16 protein-coding genes are annotated in these 15,939 nt (G+C 53.5%); 9 read left to right on the top strand and 7 right to left on the bottom strand.

The genetic code is table 11. The annotated features are described in order from the left end of the window. Positions 1-10 precede the first annotated feature (10 nt). Positions 11-598, top strand: coding sequence for a TetR family transcriptional regulator (locus IMQ33_RS04825; protein ID WP_196062549.1), 588 nt, complete (start codon positions 11-13; stop codon positions 596-598). Positions 599-723: 125 nt separating this feature from the next. Here the strand turns inward: IMQ33_RS04825 and IMQ33_RS04830 are convergent, their stop codons facing one another. Further along, positions 724-1,980: an MFS transporter gene (locus IMQ33_RS04830; protein ID WP_196062574.1), complete on the bottom strand. Its 1,257-nt coding sequence runs from the start codon at positions 1,978-1,980 to the stop codon at positions 724-726. 144 nt (positions 1,981-2,124) lie between these two features. Between IMQ33_RS04830 and IMQ33_RS04835 the strand changes: the two genes are divergently transcribed. Then, positions 2,125-3,027: a LysR family transcriptional regulator gene (locus IMQ33_RS04835; protein WP_065686160.1), complete on the top strand. Its 903-nt coding sequence runs from the start codon at positions 2,125-2,127 to the stop codon at positions 3,025-3,027. 143 nt (positions 3,028-3,170) lie between these two features. Next, positions 3,171-4,388 (top strand): ROK family transcriptional regulator, encoded by a 1,218-nt coding sequence (locus IMQ33_RS04840; RefSeq protein WP_065686161.1) that lies wholly within the window; start codon positions 3,171-3,173, stop codon positions 4,386-4,388. 55 nt (positions 4,389-4,443) lie between these two features. Here the strand turns inward: IMQ33_RS04840 and IMQ33_RS04845 are convergent, their stop codons facing one another. Beyond that, positions 4,444-5,367 carry a LysR family transcriptional regulator gene (locus tag IMQ33_RS04845; RefSeq protein ID WP_196062550.1) on the bottom strand — a complete coding sequence of 308 codons (924 nt, stop codon included), beginning with the start codon at positions 5,365-5,367 and terminating at the stop codon, positions 4,444-4,446. Between the two features lie 227 nt (positions 5,368-5,594). On the opposite strand from IMQ33_RS04845, the gene IMQ33_RS04850 reads away from it, so the two are divergent. The 4 genes from IMQ33_RS04850 to bioD all read left to right on the top strand — a co-directional run bounded on the left by IMQ33_RS04850 (position 5,595) and on the right by bioD (position 9,257). Continuing rightward, positions 5,595-6,791: an MFS transporter gene (locus IMQ33_RS04850; protein WP_196062575.1), complete on the top strand. Its 1,197-nt coding sequence runs from the start codon at positions 5,595-5,597 to the stop codon at positions 6,789-6,791. A gap of 11 nt (positions 6,792-6,802) precedes the next feature. Then, positions 6,803-7,831 carry an alpha/beta hydrolase gene (locus IMQ33_RS04855; RefSeq protein WP_196062551.1) on the top strand — a complete coding sequence of 343 codons (1,029 nt, stop codon included), beginning with the start codon at positions 6,803-6,805 and terminating at the stop codon, positions 7,829-7,831. Between the two features lie 52 nt (positions 7,832-7,883). Beyond that, entirely contained in the window at positions 7,884-8,330 is a 447-nt protein-coding gene (locus IMQ33_RS04860) for a cyclophilin-like fold protein (protein ID WP_196062552.1), read from the top strand. Positions 8,331-8,576: 246 nt separating this feature from the next. Beyond that, positions 8,577-9,257 (top strand): dethiobiotin synthase, encoded by a 681-nt coding sequence (bioD, locus tag IMQ33_RS04865; protein ID WP_196062553.1) that lies wholly within the window; start codon positions 8,577-8,579, stop codon positions 9,255-9,257. Here bioD and clcB read toward each other — a convergent pair. Both clcB and IMQ33_RS04875 read right to left on the bottom strand, forming a co-directional pair. Continuing rightward, positions 9,245-10,525: a voltage-gated ClC-type chloride channel ClcB gene (gene clcB / locus IMQ33_RS04870; RefSeq protein WP_021178022.1), complete on the bottom strand. Its 1,281-nt coding sequence runs from the start codon at positions 10,523-10,525 to the stop codon at positions 9,245-9,247. The genes bioD and clcB overlap by 13 nt on opposite strands. 107 nt (positions 10,526-10,632) lie before the next feature. Then, the gene (locus tag IMQ33_RS04875) at positions 10,633-12,003 is read right to left on the bottom strand and encodes a cytochrome-c peroxidase (RefSeq protein ID WP_370572750.1); all 1,371 of its coding nucleotides are present in this window, start codon (positions 12,001-12,003) and stop codon (positions 10,633-10,635) included. Between the two features lie 368 nt (positions 12,004-12,371). On the opposite strand from IMQ33_RS04875, the gene IMQ33_RS04880 reads away from it, so the two are divergent. Then, positions 12,372-13,865, top strand: a complete 1,494-nt coding sequence (locus IMQ33_RS04880; RefSeq protein ID WP_196062554.1) for an MDR family MFS transporter — start codon at positions 12,372-12,374, stop codon at positions 13,863-13,865. 42 nt (positions 13,866-13,907) lie between these two features. Here the strand turns inward: IMQ33_RS04880 and IMQ33_RS04885 are convergent, their stop codons facing one another. After that, positions 13,908-14,207: a DUF1161 domain-containing protein gene (locus IMQ33_RS04885; RefSeq protein ID WP_098931184.1), complete on the bottom strand. Its 300-nt coding sequence runs from the start codon at positions 14,205-14,207 to the stop codon at positions 13,908-13,910. Between the two features lie 77 nt (positions 14,208-14,284). Continuing rightward, a complete protein-coding gene (locus IMQ33_RS04890) occupies positions 14,285-14,644 on the bottom strand; it encodes a DUF1283 family protein (protein ID WP_024486637.1) in 360 nt (119 codons plus the stop codon). A gap of 134 nt (positions 14,645-14,778) precedes the next feature. Here IMQ33_RS04890 and IMQ33_RS04895 point away from each other — a divergent pair, with 134 nt between their 5' ends. Continuing rightward, the gene (locus IMQ33_RS04895) at positions 14,779-15,105 is read left to right on the top strand and encodes a YnfA family protein (protein WP_065686170.1); all 327 of its coding nucleotides are present in this window, start codon (positions 14,779-14,781) and stop codon (positions 15,103-15,105) included. Positions 15,106-15,147: 42 nt separating this feature from the next. On the opposite strand, the gene ydfG is transcribed toward IMQ33_RS04895, so the two are convergent. Next, positions 15,148-15,894: a bifunctional NADP-dependent 3-hydroxy acid dehydrogenase/3-hydroxypropionate dehydrogenase YdfG gene (gene ydfG / locus IMQ33_RS04900; protein WP_021178016.1), complete on the bottom strand. Its 747-nt coding sequence runs from the start codon at positions 15,892-15,894 to the stop codon at positions 15,148-15,150. Positions 15,895-15,939 lie beyond the last annotated feature (45 nt).

Here is a 15,939-nt window from a genome sequence, read left to right on the forward strand (position 1 = left end):
AGAGTAAAAAATGGCCTGGGATACTGAAGGGACGAAACGTAAAATTCTGCAAGCAGCGATGGCTGAATTTGCCCAGTTTGGCCCGAATGGCACCACCCACGAACGGATCGCCAAGCAGGCTGGAGTAAATAAAGAACGTGTTTACAATTACTTTGGCGACAAGCCAGCGTTATTCGCAGCCGTGTTACGCAATGAACTAGCCAAGGTAGCATTGGCTGTGCCTGTACAATCCTTTGCTGTCGAAGATATTGGTGATTACGCGGGGCGTGCGTATGACTATCACCTCGAAAACCCTGAGCTTAGCAGGCTTATGCGCTGGGAAGGGCTAGCTTACGACGGAGAGGTGCCAGACGAAGAACTGCGACGTGAATATTATAGGTATAAGGTTCAGGCAGTGACCGATGGGCAGCACCAGGGAGTTGTTACCCAGGCCCTTGACGCCGATCACCTGGCTTTTCTGATATTGGCTCTGGCCGGATGGTGGTCTGCAGTGCCACAGGTCGCGCGTATGTTAACGGGGCCAGACAGCGCTGAAGAACATGCCAGACGGAGAGCTTCTGTCGTTGAGGCTGCCCGGCGCCTGGCGACAGCCCCATAAAATGCATGTTGGAAAAAGCACGGGTAAAACCAATTAAGCAAAATCATGACAGTAGCGTTTCTCAGTCATAATAAGCGCCGAAGGGGCGCAGCATGTGCGCCCCTTGGTTTTCCCTGAGCGGGATATTAAATACGCGCCGCTTCCGGCAATTTCTTCAGGTAATGGCCAACCAGCAGGGCCAGCAACAGCATCACGCTGATGAAGGCAACTACGCCGCTCCAGCCAAAGTTATGCCAGAACACCCCGCCCAACGTCCCGGCAACGCTGGAACCAACGTAATAACAGAACAGATAGAGCGAAGAAGCCTGGCCTTTGGCGCGGCGTGCGCGGCGGCCAATCCAACTACTGGCAACCGAGTGGGCGGCAAAGAAACCGGCGGTGAACAGCATCATGCCAATAAAGATCACTGTGACAGGGGCCAGGGCGGTGATCAGTATCCCGATCAGCATAATGATAATGGACGCCAGCAGCACCGGACCGCGACCAAATTTGGAGGTCAGGGCACCCGCTTTGGGTGAACTGTATGAACCGGTGAGATACACCACTGACAACAGGCCCACAATGGCCTGGCTAAGATGATAAGGATCGCTCAGCAGGCGGTAGCCAATGTAGTTGAACATCGTCACAAAGCTGCCCATCAGCAGGAAACCTTCGGCAAACAGCAGCGGCAGCCCTTTGTCGTGCCAATGCAGCTTAAAGTTAATCAGCAACGTTTTTGGCCGCAATGAACTGGCGCGGAAGTGCTTGGACGCGGGCAGAATGCGCCAGAACATGCAGGCCGCCGCCAAGGCGAACACCCCAATCACCGCCAGCGAGATCCGCCAGGAGAAGAAATCGGTGAGCACCCCGGTCACCAGGCGCCCACTCATCCCACCGATCGAGTTGCCGCTGATATAGAGGCCCATAGAAAACGCCACGAAGCTCGGGTGGATCTCTTCACTCAGGTAGGTCATACCGACTGCCGCAACCCCGCTCAGCGAAAGCCCAATCAGCGCCCGCATCAGCAAGATGCCGTGCCAACTGGTCATGAATGCACAGATTAGCGTACAGATCTCCGCCAACAGCAGGGCTACTACCATCACCGACTTGCGGCCGATAGCATCTGACAGCGGGCCGGTAAACATCAGGCCGATGGCCAACATCCCAGTGGAGAAGGAGAGAGAAAGGCTGCTCTCCGCTGGGGAGATGCCAAAATCTTGCGAAAGCACCGGCAAGATCGGTTGCACACAGTACAGCAACGCAAAGGTAGCCAGCCCGGCAGAGAACAGCGCCAAGGTCACGCGCATAAACTGCGGTGTACCGCGTTCGATGTAGGGGAGTTTATTCAGCGTGGTGCGTTTGGTTGTTGGGGCACTGTCAGGGGCAGGCAGCGTTTTTGGCATACTGGCCGCAGAACGCGAAGCGGTTGTCACAGCGGTTCCTTACCGGGTTCGGGAGATGAAAAATACGTCTTGAGTCACAAAATCATAGGGAGCGGCCAGTTTTTTGTCTAATATATTAATCATCCTAATTAAGACGTTTAAAGTATGAATATCGAGCTCAGACATTTACGATACTTTGTGGCCGTCGCCGAAGAGCTGCATTTTGGCCGGGCGGCGGAGCGGCTACGGATTTCCCAGCCGCCCCTTAGCCAACAGATCCAGGCACTGGAGGATATGGTGGGTGCGCGTTTGCTGGCGCGTAATAACCGTAACGTCAGCCTGACCCAGGCGGGGGAGATGTTCTTGAAAGAAGCCTATCAGGTGCTTGCCCAGGTCAACCGGGCAGCAGAGAAGGCGGCGCGCCTGGAGCGTGGCGAATTGGGTGAACTGACGATTGGTTTTACCTCTTCGGCACCGTTTATCAGCGTGGTTTCCCGTAGCTTGCGAGCCTTTCGCCAGTTATCACCGGATGTGCATATCAAAATGCGTGAGGTGAACACCAAGCAGCAGCTTGAGCCGCTGCTCAACGGAGAACTGGATCTGGGCGTGATGCGCAATACCCGCCTGCCGGATGCGCTGCAGCATCAGTTGTTATTACGCGAACCCTTGCTTGCCGTGGTGCCAAATGGCCACCCGTTAACCCTAAAGGCACCCGGCACGCTGCGTTTCAGTGATTTGGCCCAGGAACCTTTCGTGTTCTTTTCCCGCGAAGTGGGCACCGCGCTGTACGACGAAATTCTGGCTTTACTGGCCAATGCTGGTATCGCCCCTTACATCACGCAAGAAGTGGGGGAAGCGATGACTATTATCGGTCTGGTCGCTGCCGGGTTAGGGATTTCCATTTTGCCGATGTCATTTGGCAGAGTGAAGATCGATGGGGTGACCTATCTCCCGTTGGCCGAGCCGGAGGCGATGACCGAGGTCTGGTTGGTGCACCATCGTAGCAGGCCGTTAACGGCAGCGGCCAAGGCGTTAATGGCGCTGATGCTCGAGCCCAAAGCTGTGTAAATAAGAGGCGTTCTTGGCGGAAAGCTCGGTGAATTTGTGCTGTTAATCACATAACGAATCAAATAGTTGACGCTGTATTCCAAAAGCCCCACCATAGCCTCTAATCTTTATTTAGAAGCGCGAAAAATAGCAGGAGCGGGTGTGTGATTGCTGATGGGCAGCCTGGGCATATTGATCAGATCAAGCAAACCAATGCAGGGGCAGTTTACCGGCTGATAGATCGGCTGGGGCCGATTTCGCGCATCGAATTATCCAAGCGGGCACAGCTGGCACCTGCCAGTATCACCAAGATAGTGCGTGAGCTGCTCGAAGCGCATCTGGTTAAAGAAACCGAATATCAGGAAGTGGGCAGCCGTGGCCGGCCGGCCGTTGGCCTGGTGCTGGACACCGAAGCCTGGCATTACCTCTCTGCACGCATCAGCCGTGGCACCATTACCCTGGCGCTGCGCGATCTCAGTAGCAAGATGGTGGTTGAAGAACTGCTGCCGTTAAAAGCCGAACATGCCGAGCCTTTATTACAGCGCATCGTCAGCGAAGTAGAGCAGTTCTTTATCCGCCACCAAAGCAAACTGGAACGTTTAACCGCCATCGCCATTACGCTGCCCGGCATGATTGATACCGCCGCGGGTATTGTTCACCGCATGCCGTTTTATGACGTCAACGAAATGGCGTTGGGGCCAGCGCTAGAGGCACTGACTGGCCTGCCGGTTTATGTTCAACATGATATCTGCGCCTGGACGATGGCAGAGGCGCTGTATGGCGCATCCCGTGGCAGCCACAACGTCATTCAGGTTGTCATTGATCATAACGTCGGCGCAGGGGTGATCACTAACGGACGCGTACTGCATGCGGGCAGCAGCAGCGTGGTGGAGATTGGTCACACACAGGTCGATCCTTACGGTAAGCGCTGCTATTGCGGCAACCACGGTTGCCTGGAAACGGTCGCCAGCATTGAAAACATGCTGGAAATTGCCCAGCAACGTTTGGGAGGTTCGATGTCTTCCATGCTGCATGGTGCGCCATTGACCGTGGAATCACTGTGCGATGCGGCTTTGGCTGGCGATCAGTTAGCCAAAGATATTATTCTTGGCGTCGGGCACAGCGTCGGGCGCATCGTGGCGATCATGGTCAACCTGTTCAACCCGGAAAAAATCCTGGTGGGTTCACCGTTGAACCGTGCCGCAGAAATCCTGCATCCGGCGATTGCTTCCTGCATTCGTCAGCAATCCTTGCCTGCGTACAGCGAGCATGTCCAAGTTGAGTCCACCCAGTTCTTCAACCAAGGCACCATGCCGGGAGCCGCACTGGTGAAAGAAGCCATGTATAACGGTTCATTGTTGGTGAAGTTGCTACAAGGTTGATTTAGCGGTCGTCTTTCACGCTACGGCGTTAATTGCCTGGGATTGGATCCAAAAGCTACACTTCCAGCGTCTCCTTGGCGGGGGTGCGTTTTTGGCCGATCCTAAGAGCTTCAAGGACCAACGAGAATGCAGGAGAAGGCTGTTTGCGACTGGGATAATACAGGTAGTAGCCAGGGAAGGGTTTGCACCATTGCTCCAGCACACGAACCAGATTACCTTCTTTAATATGTGCTCCAAATTCTTCTTCTGGCAAAAAAGCAATCCCGTGTCCTGCGAGCGCCGCAGCAACAATATGTTCAGAGGTATTGAAAATGAGCTGTCCGCTGACGCGGACATTAAGATCCCCCTCATCTTGATCAAAATCCCAGATATACAACCCTCCAGACCTGACCATACGTTGATTGATGCACCTGTGTTGCGTTAACTCATGAGGGGTGTTGGGGACAGGATAACGTGAAAAATAGCCCGGAGATGCGACTGCGGCCATACGTAATTTGGGCCCGATGGGGACCGCTATCATGTCTTTATCAATGGTGTCACCCAGTCGAACTCCGGCATCAAAACGATCTGCCACGATATCGCGAAAACCATGGTTCGCGTCGAACTCGATATTAATATCCGGGTACTCATGCAACAGCGGGGTCAGCTTTGGCAGCAGGGTACTGTGTAAAACATTTGGCCCGCAGGTGATACGGACCGTACCTGCAGGCTTATCGCGCAGCTCGGTCAGCATATCCAGTTCGGCTTCAATCTCATCGATGCGATTACCAATAGCCAGTAGCAACCGCTCTCCGGCGGAAGTCGGCGATATGCTACGGGTGGTGCGCGTCAGCAGACGAATTTGCATACGATCTTCAAGTGCAGAAATCGCCTGGCTGAGTGCAGGCTGCGTGACGCCCAACTTTGCCGCGGCACGGGTAAAGCTGCTTTCACGTGCGACCGTGACAAAATAGAGCAGGTCGTTCAGGTTGCGTTTCATCAGATATGGCCCGTGTTATTAATAAGCTACAGTTATAAACATATTAAGTATTCATTAGCTAGTAATGATGCACCCTGAGTGTAAAATTTCCAGCAAGAGATTATTAAGCGATGGCAGATAAACGCTGTTGCTCTTTTCATTTTTACTTTCCTGACGTTATTCCTGCGAATAGCGTTCGGCCACGGTTTGCCTCAAAACTGCCGGGGATTATTCGGGAGCAGCAATTTATGCCCATATTGTCGAACGGCCTCTCTCCTCATAAAGAACGCGCGTACTGGAGCGGAGTATTCGCCATGACGTTGTGCGTCTTTGCGCTCATTGCCTCGGAATTTATGCCTGTCAGCCTGCTGACGCCCATATCGGGAGATCTAGGCGTCAGTGAAGGGCTGGTTGGGCAGGGGATCGCTATTTCCGGCGTATTTGCGGTACTGACGAGTCTCTCCATTTCCACATTGGCCGGAGGTCTCGATCGCAAGACATTATTGTTGAGTATGACTGCGTTGATGGCGCTCTCCGGAGCCATTCTCGCGTTAGCACCCAGTTACCTGATTTACATGGTTGGCCGTGCCCTGATTGGTATTGCTATTGGTGGGTTCTGGTCCTTATCAGCCGCTACTGCTCTTCGCCTGGTTCCGCAACACAAGGTTCCAAGTGCGCTGGCCATTTTTAACGGTGGTAACGCGTTGGCAACCGTTATAGCTGCACCACTTGGCAGTTATCTGGGCTCGGTCATCGGTTGGCGAGGCGCATTCTTTTGCCTTGTTCCGGTCGGAGTGATTGTTTTTATCTGGCAGTGGTTCAGCCTGCCTGCAATGACGGCTGATAAAAGCGATAAGCCTACCGGTACTGTTTTTCGTCTTTTGGCTAACCCGCTTGTGGCGATGGGGCTTGCGGCCTGCGGATTATTCTTTATGGGCCAATTTGCTTTGTTTACTTATCTACGTCCGTTCCTTGAGAGGGTAACGCAGGTAGATATCACCACGTTGTCGCTTATTTTACTGACAATCGGAGTTGCTGGCTTTATGGGAACCCTGGTGATTAGCGCATTTTTGGCATCAGGTTTTTACCCCACACTCATTGCCATCCCTTTGCTGATGGCCGCTATTGCCGGAGCACTGATCGCTTTTGGTCAGAGTGTTTGGATCGTGGCAACACTACTTGGTTTATGGGGCTTAATCGCCACAGCTGCACCTACCGGTTGGTGGACGTGGATCGCCAGAACACTGCCGGAGGATGCGGAAGCTGGCGGTGGCCTGATGGTTGCCATAGTGCAACTGTCCATCGCATTAGGCTCCACAATCGGCGGGTTAGCATTTGACCATAGCGGTTATCAAAGCACCTTCACCATCAGCGGCATTTTGTTAGTGATAGCCGCCGCCCTGGCGCTATTGACGTCACGTAAAGATATCCACCAAACCCAATGAGGAATTCTCTGATGAGAAAATTTACCATGCTGTTAGGGCTGTTAATCAGTTCGTTTGCGGCAGTTGGAGCCGATATGTCTAACGGAGCCGATAACTTTTACAAAAGCGATGAGGTCACCCAGCAAAAGGTGGCCTTTAAAAACCAGTATCAGATGAATGTGGTCGGTAATCTGTTTATGCCGAAAGGCATGGATCAGAATGCTCAACACCCGGCGATTGTCATTGGCCATCCTATGGGGGCGGTAAAAGAACAAAGTTCAAATCTGTATGCCCAGAAACTGGCAGAACAAGGGTTTGTGACGTTGGCAATTGACCTTTCCTTCTGGGGAGAGAGTGAAGGAAAACCTGGCCATCTTATTTCTCCGGAAATTTATGCGGATGATTTCAGTGCCGCAGTCGATTATCTGAATACTCAACCTTACGTTAATCCGGAGAGAATTGGCGTTCTGGGTATTTGTGGTAGCGGGAGCTTCGTTATCAGTGCTGCCAAAATTGACCCGAGAATGAAGGCCGTGGCCACGGTGAGTATGTATGACATGGGGGCTGCTTTCCGTCATGGTCTTCATCATTCCGTTACGCCTGAACAGCGTAAAGCATTCATTAAATCTGCAATAGAACAACGAGTTGTTGAGTTTAATGGCGGAGACATTGTTTATATCCCAGGTACCGTTAACCAGATTGATGATTCAACGCCTGCAATTCAACGAGAATTCTTCGACTTCTATCGCACACCGCGAGGTAGCTATACGCCACCGGGTGAGAAAGAAGAGCTGACAACAAAACCGATGTTGAGCAGCATTGGGAGGTTTATGAACTTCTATCCGTTCAACGATATCGAAACGATCTCGCCACGCCCGATGCTGTTCATCACCGGCGAACGGGCGCATTCGAAAGAATTTAGCGAAGATGCTTACAAACGTGCCGGACAGCCGAAAGAGTTGTACATAGTGCCGGGGGCAGGCCATGTCGATCTGTATGACCGTAGCGATATGATCCCATTTGCCAAGCTGACGTCGTTCTTTAAAACTAATCTCAAATAATGTCCAAAGCCGCATTCTGACGGGTGTGGCTAATCCTTTCTGGATCCATCGTATGAAATATCAGAGCACTTTAATACCGGGTCTGCTGCTGGCTTGTACTTTGGCAGCTCATGCCGACATGATCATTAACCCGCCCCTTAAGGAGAGCCCGATGACGGTTAAAATGAATATTGATGACCAACAATTTGAGGTCAAACTTCACGACAATCCAGCGGCTAAAGCATTTGTTAATACTTTACCATTGCAACTTGGCATGGAAGAGTTGAATGGTAATGAGATATTTGCCGACCTTCCTTATAAGTTGCCTTCAAGTCCTGTATGGCCTGGGACCATTCAGGCCGGCGATCTCATGTTGTACGACACGCAAACGTTGGTGTTGTTCTATACATCATTTGAATCCTCCTACCGCTATACCCCCATCGGGAAAGTTATTCATCCAGAAAATCTCCCCACTGTGGTGGACAAAAAGACAATAGGGGTTAGGTTCAACGACCATTAAAACAACGGTAGTGAGATCCCCGGTGCATGCCGATACGGGGCACTCGGCGCCACAAAAACCTGGGTACGTTTTCGTTCCATTGGCCTTGATGCCCCTTATCAGAGTTTCTTATTATTTACCGCCAAAAGATTGAGCTACCTCAAGCCCCCGTTGAGTTGCATCCCCTAGACTTTTGCCGTAGGACGACTCTCGCCGTGATTTACGGCGATTTTTTAGGTTAACGAGGCATTTCAAGGCAATCTATTCATGTTAAAGCGTTTATTTGTTACAGGCACGGATACCGACGTAGGTAAGACTGTGGTTTCCCGCGGTTTATTGCAGGCTTTCGCTGCACAAGGTCGCTCAGTGGCGGGTTATAAGCCCATTGCGGCACGCTGCCAGGAAACCAGTGAAGGCATCCGCAATCGAGACGCTTTAGTTTTACAGGCCTCTTCCTCACTGCCGCTGTCCTATGACGAAATCAATCCGATCACCTGTCTGGATGAGGTTTTTCATGCCCATGCAACCCAGGATATTGATTACGGCCTGATGAGCCGTGGTTTGCACCATCTTGCCGCCAAGGCCGATACGGTAGTGGTTGAGGGCAGCGGCGGCTGGCGGGTATTGATGAACGATCTCCGTCCTTATGCCGAGTGGGTGGTACAGGAACAACTGCCGGTTATCCTGGTGGTCGGGATCAAACTGGGCTGTGTCAGCCATGCACTATTGACCGCACAGGCAATTATTAACGATGGCTTACCATTGCTGGGCTGGGTGGCTAATCGTATCAACCCTGGTTTAGCGCACTATGCAGAAACTATCGATGCGATGCAGCAGCGTATTCCGGCTCCGTTGCTGGGTGAGATCCCTTATCTGCCACGCGCGGAACAACGTGAGCTGGCACAATATTTGGACATTTCGCAGCTGGTTGACCGCTACGCGTTGTGATAAACCGACTGTGGGCGTAGCCCGCGAGCAATGGTAGTGGCGATAACGCAAGCCAACAGAATGCCTGGCAGCAGGGTATATTCCCCGGTCATCTCAAACACCATTAATGCCGCCATAATTGGCGCATGAGTGGTGGCAGCCAGCAATGTCGCCATACCGGTCAGTGCCAGCAAAATGGGCACTGCGGTACCCAACTCTGGCCATAGGCCAAACATCTGGCCCACCACCGAGCCCAATGCGGCCCCCACGAACAATGTCGGCGTAAACACGCCACCAGGTGCACCTGATCCACTACTGGCCAACAGGGCTAACAGTTTGCAAATCAGGATCGCACTGACCAGCAGCATCCCCGGTGGTGCCGAGAGCAAAGATTGCACCACGCTATAGCCATTTCCCCAGACTTCTGGATACAACAAGGAAAGCAGCCCGACGATCAGCCCGCCAAGCGCCAGCTGTAATGGCGGTATGAGGTTAAGTGAGCGAAATGCCCGGCCGCTGGCCGCCATCGCCCACAGAAACAGCGGGCCACAAACGCCTGCCAGTATGCCCACCAAAGCCATTAACAGATACTGCACCGGCCAGGGTGCAGCAAGCGGCTCCACGATATAGAGCGGAGCCTGGCCACCATTCAGCAGATTGGTCATCAGCAGCGCGCTCACGGCGGCAATCACTACTGGGCCAAGCGAGGCCAGCATCAACGAACCAAACAGGATCTCTGCGATAAACAGGCTACCCGCCAACGGGGCATGATAGGCGCTAGCCATCCCGGCTGCGGCAGCGCAAGCCACCCACAATTTCCATTCTTTTGCCGGGGTAAAGCGCTGGGCAAATACCGAACCCACCAACGCCCCCAGCAGGATCATCGCCCCCTCTCGGCCAATGGTGCTGCCGCTGGAAACCACCAACAGCGAGGCCAGGCATTTTATCAGGCTGGCGTTAACGGCCAATCGTCCGTCACCGGCTTCGATCGCTTCCATATAATCCGTTGGAGCGATGGGTTTTTGATGTTGGTACCGCTGGTAGATCCACAACAAAAAGCCGGCGGCCAATCCACCCAATGCTGGCGTCAACGCTCTCCGCCATCCGGGCAGTGCAGCGGCAGCGGCCACCAAACTGCCTTCCTCGTGATCCAGCAACAACCATTCAAGCCCGAACATGGCGCGGTGAAATAACCACACGGCCAGCGCAGCACAAATGCCGAGTAGGATGGCAATAAACAGATGGCGCAGCAGGGCGCGATAGTGGTGCAGAGGGACCAATTGATTCATGTGCTGGCAGATGATGAATAATAAGAGGTTCAGGTGGGCATTGTGCTTGTCTACCCACCTGAAAACCAGAGAATCTTTATCAGAACCCTGGTGTTGTGGCCAAAGTATTAACCTCCAGGAGGCGTGGCAGGCTGATATTTACCGCTCATACCTTCCAATAGCGCAACCAGATCCTTGATGTCGCTTTCTGGTAGGTCAACGCCGACCTGGTAGGTCAGCATATCCTTGACTGCCTGCTGCAGCGAAGCCACGTTGCCATCGTGGAAGTAAGGGGCGGTTTGGGCGATGTTACGTAACGTAGGGGTTTTGAAGCGGTGGCGATCGTTATCATTTTTAGTGACGTTGTAACGCCCAAGGTCCGCCTCCGTGGGGTTACCGCGAGCGGCAAAGTAATCCGCTTTCAGCCCCATCACCTCATAGGACTGGCCCCCAAGGTTGACCCCGGTGTGGCAGGTGCCACACTTGTTTTGCTGGAACAGTTGATAACCGTGTTTTTGCTGCGCCGTCAGAGCGTCATTATCGCCTTTCAGGTAACGGTCAAACGGGCTATCTGGCGTGATCAGCGTCTTTTCGAACTCGGCAATGGCGTCGGTAATGTTATCGCCGGTGAAGCCGTTAGCATAGACGCGCCGGAAATCGGCCTTCAGCAAGGCGTCCTGATCCAATTTAGCGATGATTTCATCCCAGGACTCAGAGGCCATCTCGATCGGGTTCATCGGCGGGCCACCGGCCTGGGCCTGTAAATCTGCTGCTCGGCCATCCCAGAACTGCGCCATATTGAAGGCCGCATTAAACACCGTCGGGGCGTTGATTGGCCCAACCTGATCGCCAACCCCCAACGATGAGACGCGGCCATCCACGCCACCTTCGCCCAGCTTATGGCAGTGGGCACATGAGATGCTGTTATCTTTCGACAGGCGCGGATCGTGGAACAGCCGGAAGCCCAGCGCCACTTTCTGCGGATCGGTAGGTAGCGAGGCTGGCACCGGCTGTAAAGCGGCACCGCGCAGTTCGGCTGGCGTATCCGGCAAAGTGTAGAACTGTTCGCGCTGTTGACGAACCCAGCTCAGTAGTTCATTGCGATCGCCGTCGCTGACGTTTCCGGCCCAGTGGACCATCTTGTACATTGGCGGTGGCATTTCCTGGTTTTGCAGCACGGCTTCCAGCTTGGCCAGATCGACTTCAGGTACCGCGGTTTTTTGTTGCAGAGCAGTGCGGGTAGCATCAAGGTTGAAATGCTGATTTCCACTGAGGATATCCTGCGCCATAATTTGTTTGGCGATCGGCAACTCGGCATAGAAGGGAAGCTTGGCCGAGTTGGAGTGGCAATAGTCGCAGCCATTGCGGGTTAACAGGGTATCGATTTGATTGCTGGCAACGACGGGGTTACGCTGTTGATCGTAATGGTAGACATAGCCGACGGTCCCCAAATAGCCGACGACGGCGGTAACGGCACATCCCAGAATAATTTTTTTAATCATGTTCTCGCTCCAATGAGTTGACTGCCAGATAACCCTACATATAAAGAGGTAATAAATTGGGCAATCGGATTGTCATGGCCAGGGGCGGTTGGCAACTTGATTAAAATCAATCACTATCATTGGCGTACGCTATCGTTCAGATAGGTTTTAACGATGAGGCAGGCGTGGCGAGGCTTACAGGCCATTTCTAAGAAATACCTTATTATTCAATTAGGTGACGATTTATAGGTGACGCCGTCACAATTTGTTCGATTGGTGCGTTGTTGCGGGAATTTGGTGCACCACCTCCCCAGACAAACTACAGAATATCCCTTGGCTGTTATAATCCGGGGAAAATAAAAGACATAGGGACACATTTTAAACTGATGACCACTAACACTTCTGCGAGCACCGCCCAAGTAGCCCATCGGCCGTTGATTCTGATTGCCTGCATGCTGGCGATGTTCATGTCTGCCATTGAAGCGACCATTGTCGCTACCGCGATGCCGACGATTATTGGCGATCTGGGTGGTTTTTCGTTGCTGGGCTGGGTGTTTTCGGTCTATTTGCTAGCACAGGCCATTACCATCCCGATCTACGGGCGCCTGGCAGATTTATACGGCCGGAAACCGATCTTTTTCTTTGGCGCCACGCTGTTCCTGTTGGGGTCGGTCCTGTGCGGTTTCTCATCGAATATGTATTGGCTGATTGCCTTCCGCCTGCTGCAAGGGCTGGGCGCCGGGGCGATCATGCCGATCGCCACCACTGTGATCGGTGATATTTACAGCGCCACCGAACGGCCAAAAGTGATGGGGTATCTTTCTAGCGTCTGGGGTGTTTCGGCTATTCTTGGCCCGTTACTGGGTGCATTTATCGTGCAACACACGTCTTGGGCCCTGGTATTTTGGGTCAACCTGCCCATTGGCCTGCTGGCGATGTATTTCCTGGGGCGCTACCTGCCAGACCTCAAACAGGGGCGCAAACATGCGTTGGATCTGGCGGGAACGGCTTGGCTGACGATCTTTGTCGCTGCATTGCTGCTTTCACTCTTGCAGGCGGAAATGCTGGGATGGTGGGTCATACCGTTGCTGGCGTTGGCGTTAGTGGCGCTCAACCTGTTAATTCGTCAGGAGCGCCGTGCTCCTGAACCGTTGTTCCCATTGGCCCTGTGGCAAAACCGCGTGATTGTGGCTGGCAATATTGGCGGCGTGGTGATCGGTGCTGCCATGATGGGCATCAGCGCCTTCCTGCCAACCTTTATTCAGGGCGTGAAGGGGGGAACTCCGCTGGAAGCCGGAACCACGTTGGCCTTGATGTCGATTGGCTGGCCGTTGGCCAGTATGCTGAGTGGGCGTTTGATGCTGCTGACGTCTTATCGCACCACAGCACTGCTTGGTGCGCTGCTGTTGGCGGGCGGGGGCTTTATCCTGCTGTTGTTACAGCCTTCAGGTGGTTTACTGTGGGGGCGGGTTGCGGCGTTCATCATCGGGGTCGGTATGGGGTTGTGCAACACCACCTTCCTGGTCTCAGTACAGAATGCGGCACATTACAGTATTCGCGGTATCGCCACCGCCTGCACGGTATTCACCAGGATGGTCGGTTCGGCCATCGGCACCGCCATTCTGGGGGCCACGTTGAATATCAACCTGCATTTGCGGCTGCCACACACGGTTGATCCGGTGCAGCAGCTGATGGAGCCAGAGGTTCGCAACACCATGCGGCCAGAGGCGCTGGCGGATCTCATTGGGCATGTTGCCGCCTCAATGCATTGGGTATTCCTGGTCTCGGCGTTGATATCGCTGTTTGCCTTGGGCGCGGCTATGCTGATCCCGGCACGTCATCGGCCACAGGGCGAAGGTGAAGAGGTTAAACAGGCGTAACGAAGAAGAAGGGCGCAGTAACGAACTGCGCCCTGTAGCCGGTTACTGCGGGGCTTGGGTGTCTTGGCTGGTGCCAGTTTGCGCCGCGTCGCCGCTTTCGTCGCCGTTAATCAGGCGGGTATAGACGATTTTCTGCGTGTCTTGGCCACAGTGGCCGACCACCTGTCCACCGGCAAGGTTCGCCTGATCGTTAGGCACGATCTCCAGCTTGAAGCCGGATTCGGGTACACCGTTATTGACAATCTTCTGGGCAATATCCGCCTTTATGCTCTCACATGAGGCAAAAGCGGCCAGCGGCGCGGTGGCTAACAGCAGTACACCTACTACAAGCGCTTTTTTCATCATTGGATCCTTATTTGAGACGAATGTTCTTTGTCAGGATAGCAGCATCAGGTTGAATAGTTTACCCTTACTCGCTATTACTGCGTGACTGGACGGCCAGTGGTGCGATCCAGACACTTACGGGTTGACGATTCCCAATAGGCATTGACGTTGTAGCTGTTATCACAACGATCTTCGTCATCAATAGCACGGTCAACCTTGTCAAACTCCTTCTCGACACGGGTGTTGACCTTGCTGCGCAGCGATTTGGTTTCGTTCCACTGCTCTTTGCTTTGACGAGCCTGTTCGTTGCTCATGGCTGCGCCGCCGCTGCCGTCAACCGTGACGCAGGTGCTGCCCTGGGTGCAAGAGGCAGCGAAGGCAGGAGCTTGCCAGGCACCGGCCAGCAACAACATGGCAACCGGTAACATCAGGCGCGGAAGGGAAAGTAATTTCATCGTTTCATCCTTATCAGTGAGTGTTGCATCCACCAGCAACACTGGCTATAGCATGGGTTAAATATATCACCGTGCTGTAATATTGCACCAGCGCATCGCCTTGTTCGTTTAATTTACTGAGAGAAAGAGCGGTAATGTTAAAAACCACTTTATTGTTTTTTGCCACAGCATTGGCCGAAATCATTGGCTGTTTCTTGCCTTATCTGTGGCTAAAGAAAAACGCCAGCGCCTGGCTGTTGCTGCCTGCGGCCCTCAGCCTGATGCTGTTTGTCTGGTTGTTGACGCTGCATCCTGCTGCCAGTGGGCGAGTCTATGCCGCTTATGGTGGAGTCTATGTGGCAACGGCGCTGCTTTGGCTGCGAGTAGTAGATGGCGTGAAGTTGTCGACCATGGATTGGTTGGGGGCCGGAGTGGCACTGCTGGGGATGCTGATTATCGTTTCTGGCTGGCGTACTGCGTGAGCCAAAATGGCAGGGCTGGTGCCCTGCCACAGAGTAGGACTATTAACCGCGATGAATGCTCAGCCCGGCAAAGGACTGGCTGACCGGCATCATTTCCAAGGTATTGATATTGACGCGGGCAGGTAGCGTTGCCACCCAGAATACCGCTTCGGCAACATCATCCGGCGTCAGGGCATCTACCCCTTGATAGGTTTTATCTACCTTGCCGTCATCTCCTTTGAAACGCACGTTGGAGAACTCGGTGCCGCCAACCATGCCTGGCTCAATATCGGTAACGCGTATATGGGTGCCGTGCAGATCGGCGCGCAGACCCAGGCTGAACTGTTTAACGAAGGCCTTGGTAGCGCCGTAAACGTTACCACCGGCATAAGGCCAGTTGGCGGCGGTGGAGCCGATGTTGATCACATGGCCAACGTTACGTTCTACCATGGCTGGCAGCAGCGCGCGGGTCATGTTGACCAACCCTTTGGTGTTGGTGTCGATCATGGTTTCCCAATCGTCCGCATTAGCCTTGTGCGCAGGCTCCAGGCCCAGCGCCAGACCAGCGTTATTCACCAGAACGTCGACGTTGCGCAGTGCAGCGGGTAACTCTTCGATGGCTTGCTGGATCGCCGCACGGTTGCGGACATCCAAACGCACGATATGCAGCGCCTCACCTAATTCTGCCTGCAGAGCCTCCAGGCGCTCCACACGACGGCCAGTGGCAATCACCTGATGGCCTTCACCGATAAACTTGCGGGCAATAGCTTCACCAAAACCGGAGGTAGCGCCCGTGACAAAAATAATCATGCTGCTGTTCCTTAACTGTTTTTAGCCTGCATCCACTCTAACGCG

It is taken from the genome of Serratia sp. Res13-Sevr-LER1-36-b (assembly GCF_015673035.1).
In the GTDB taxonomy this organism is placed as follows: domain Bacteria; phylum Pseudomonadota; class Gammaproteobacteria; order Enterobacterales; family Enterobacteriaceae; genus Chania; species Chania fonticola_C.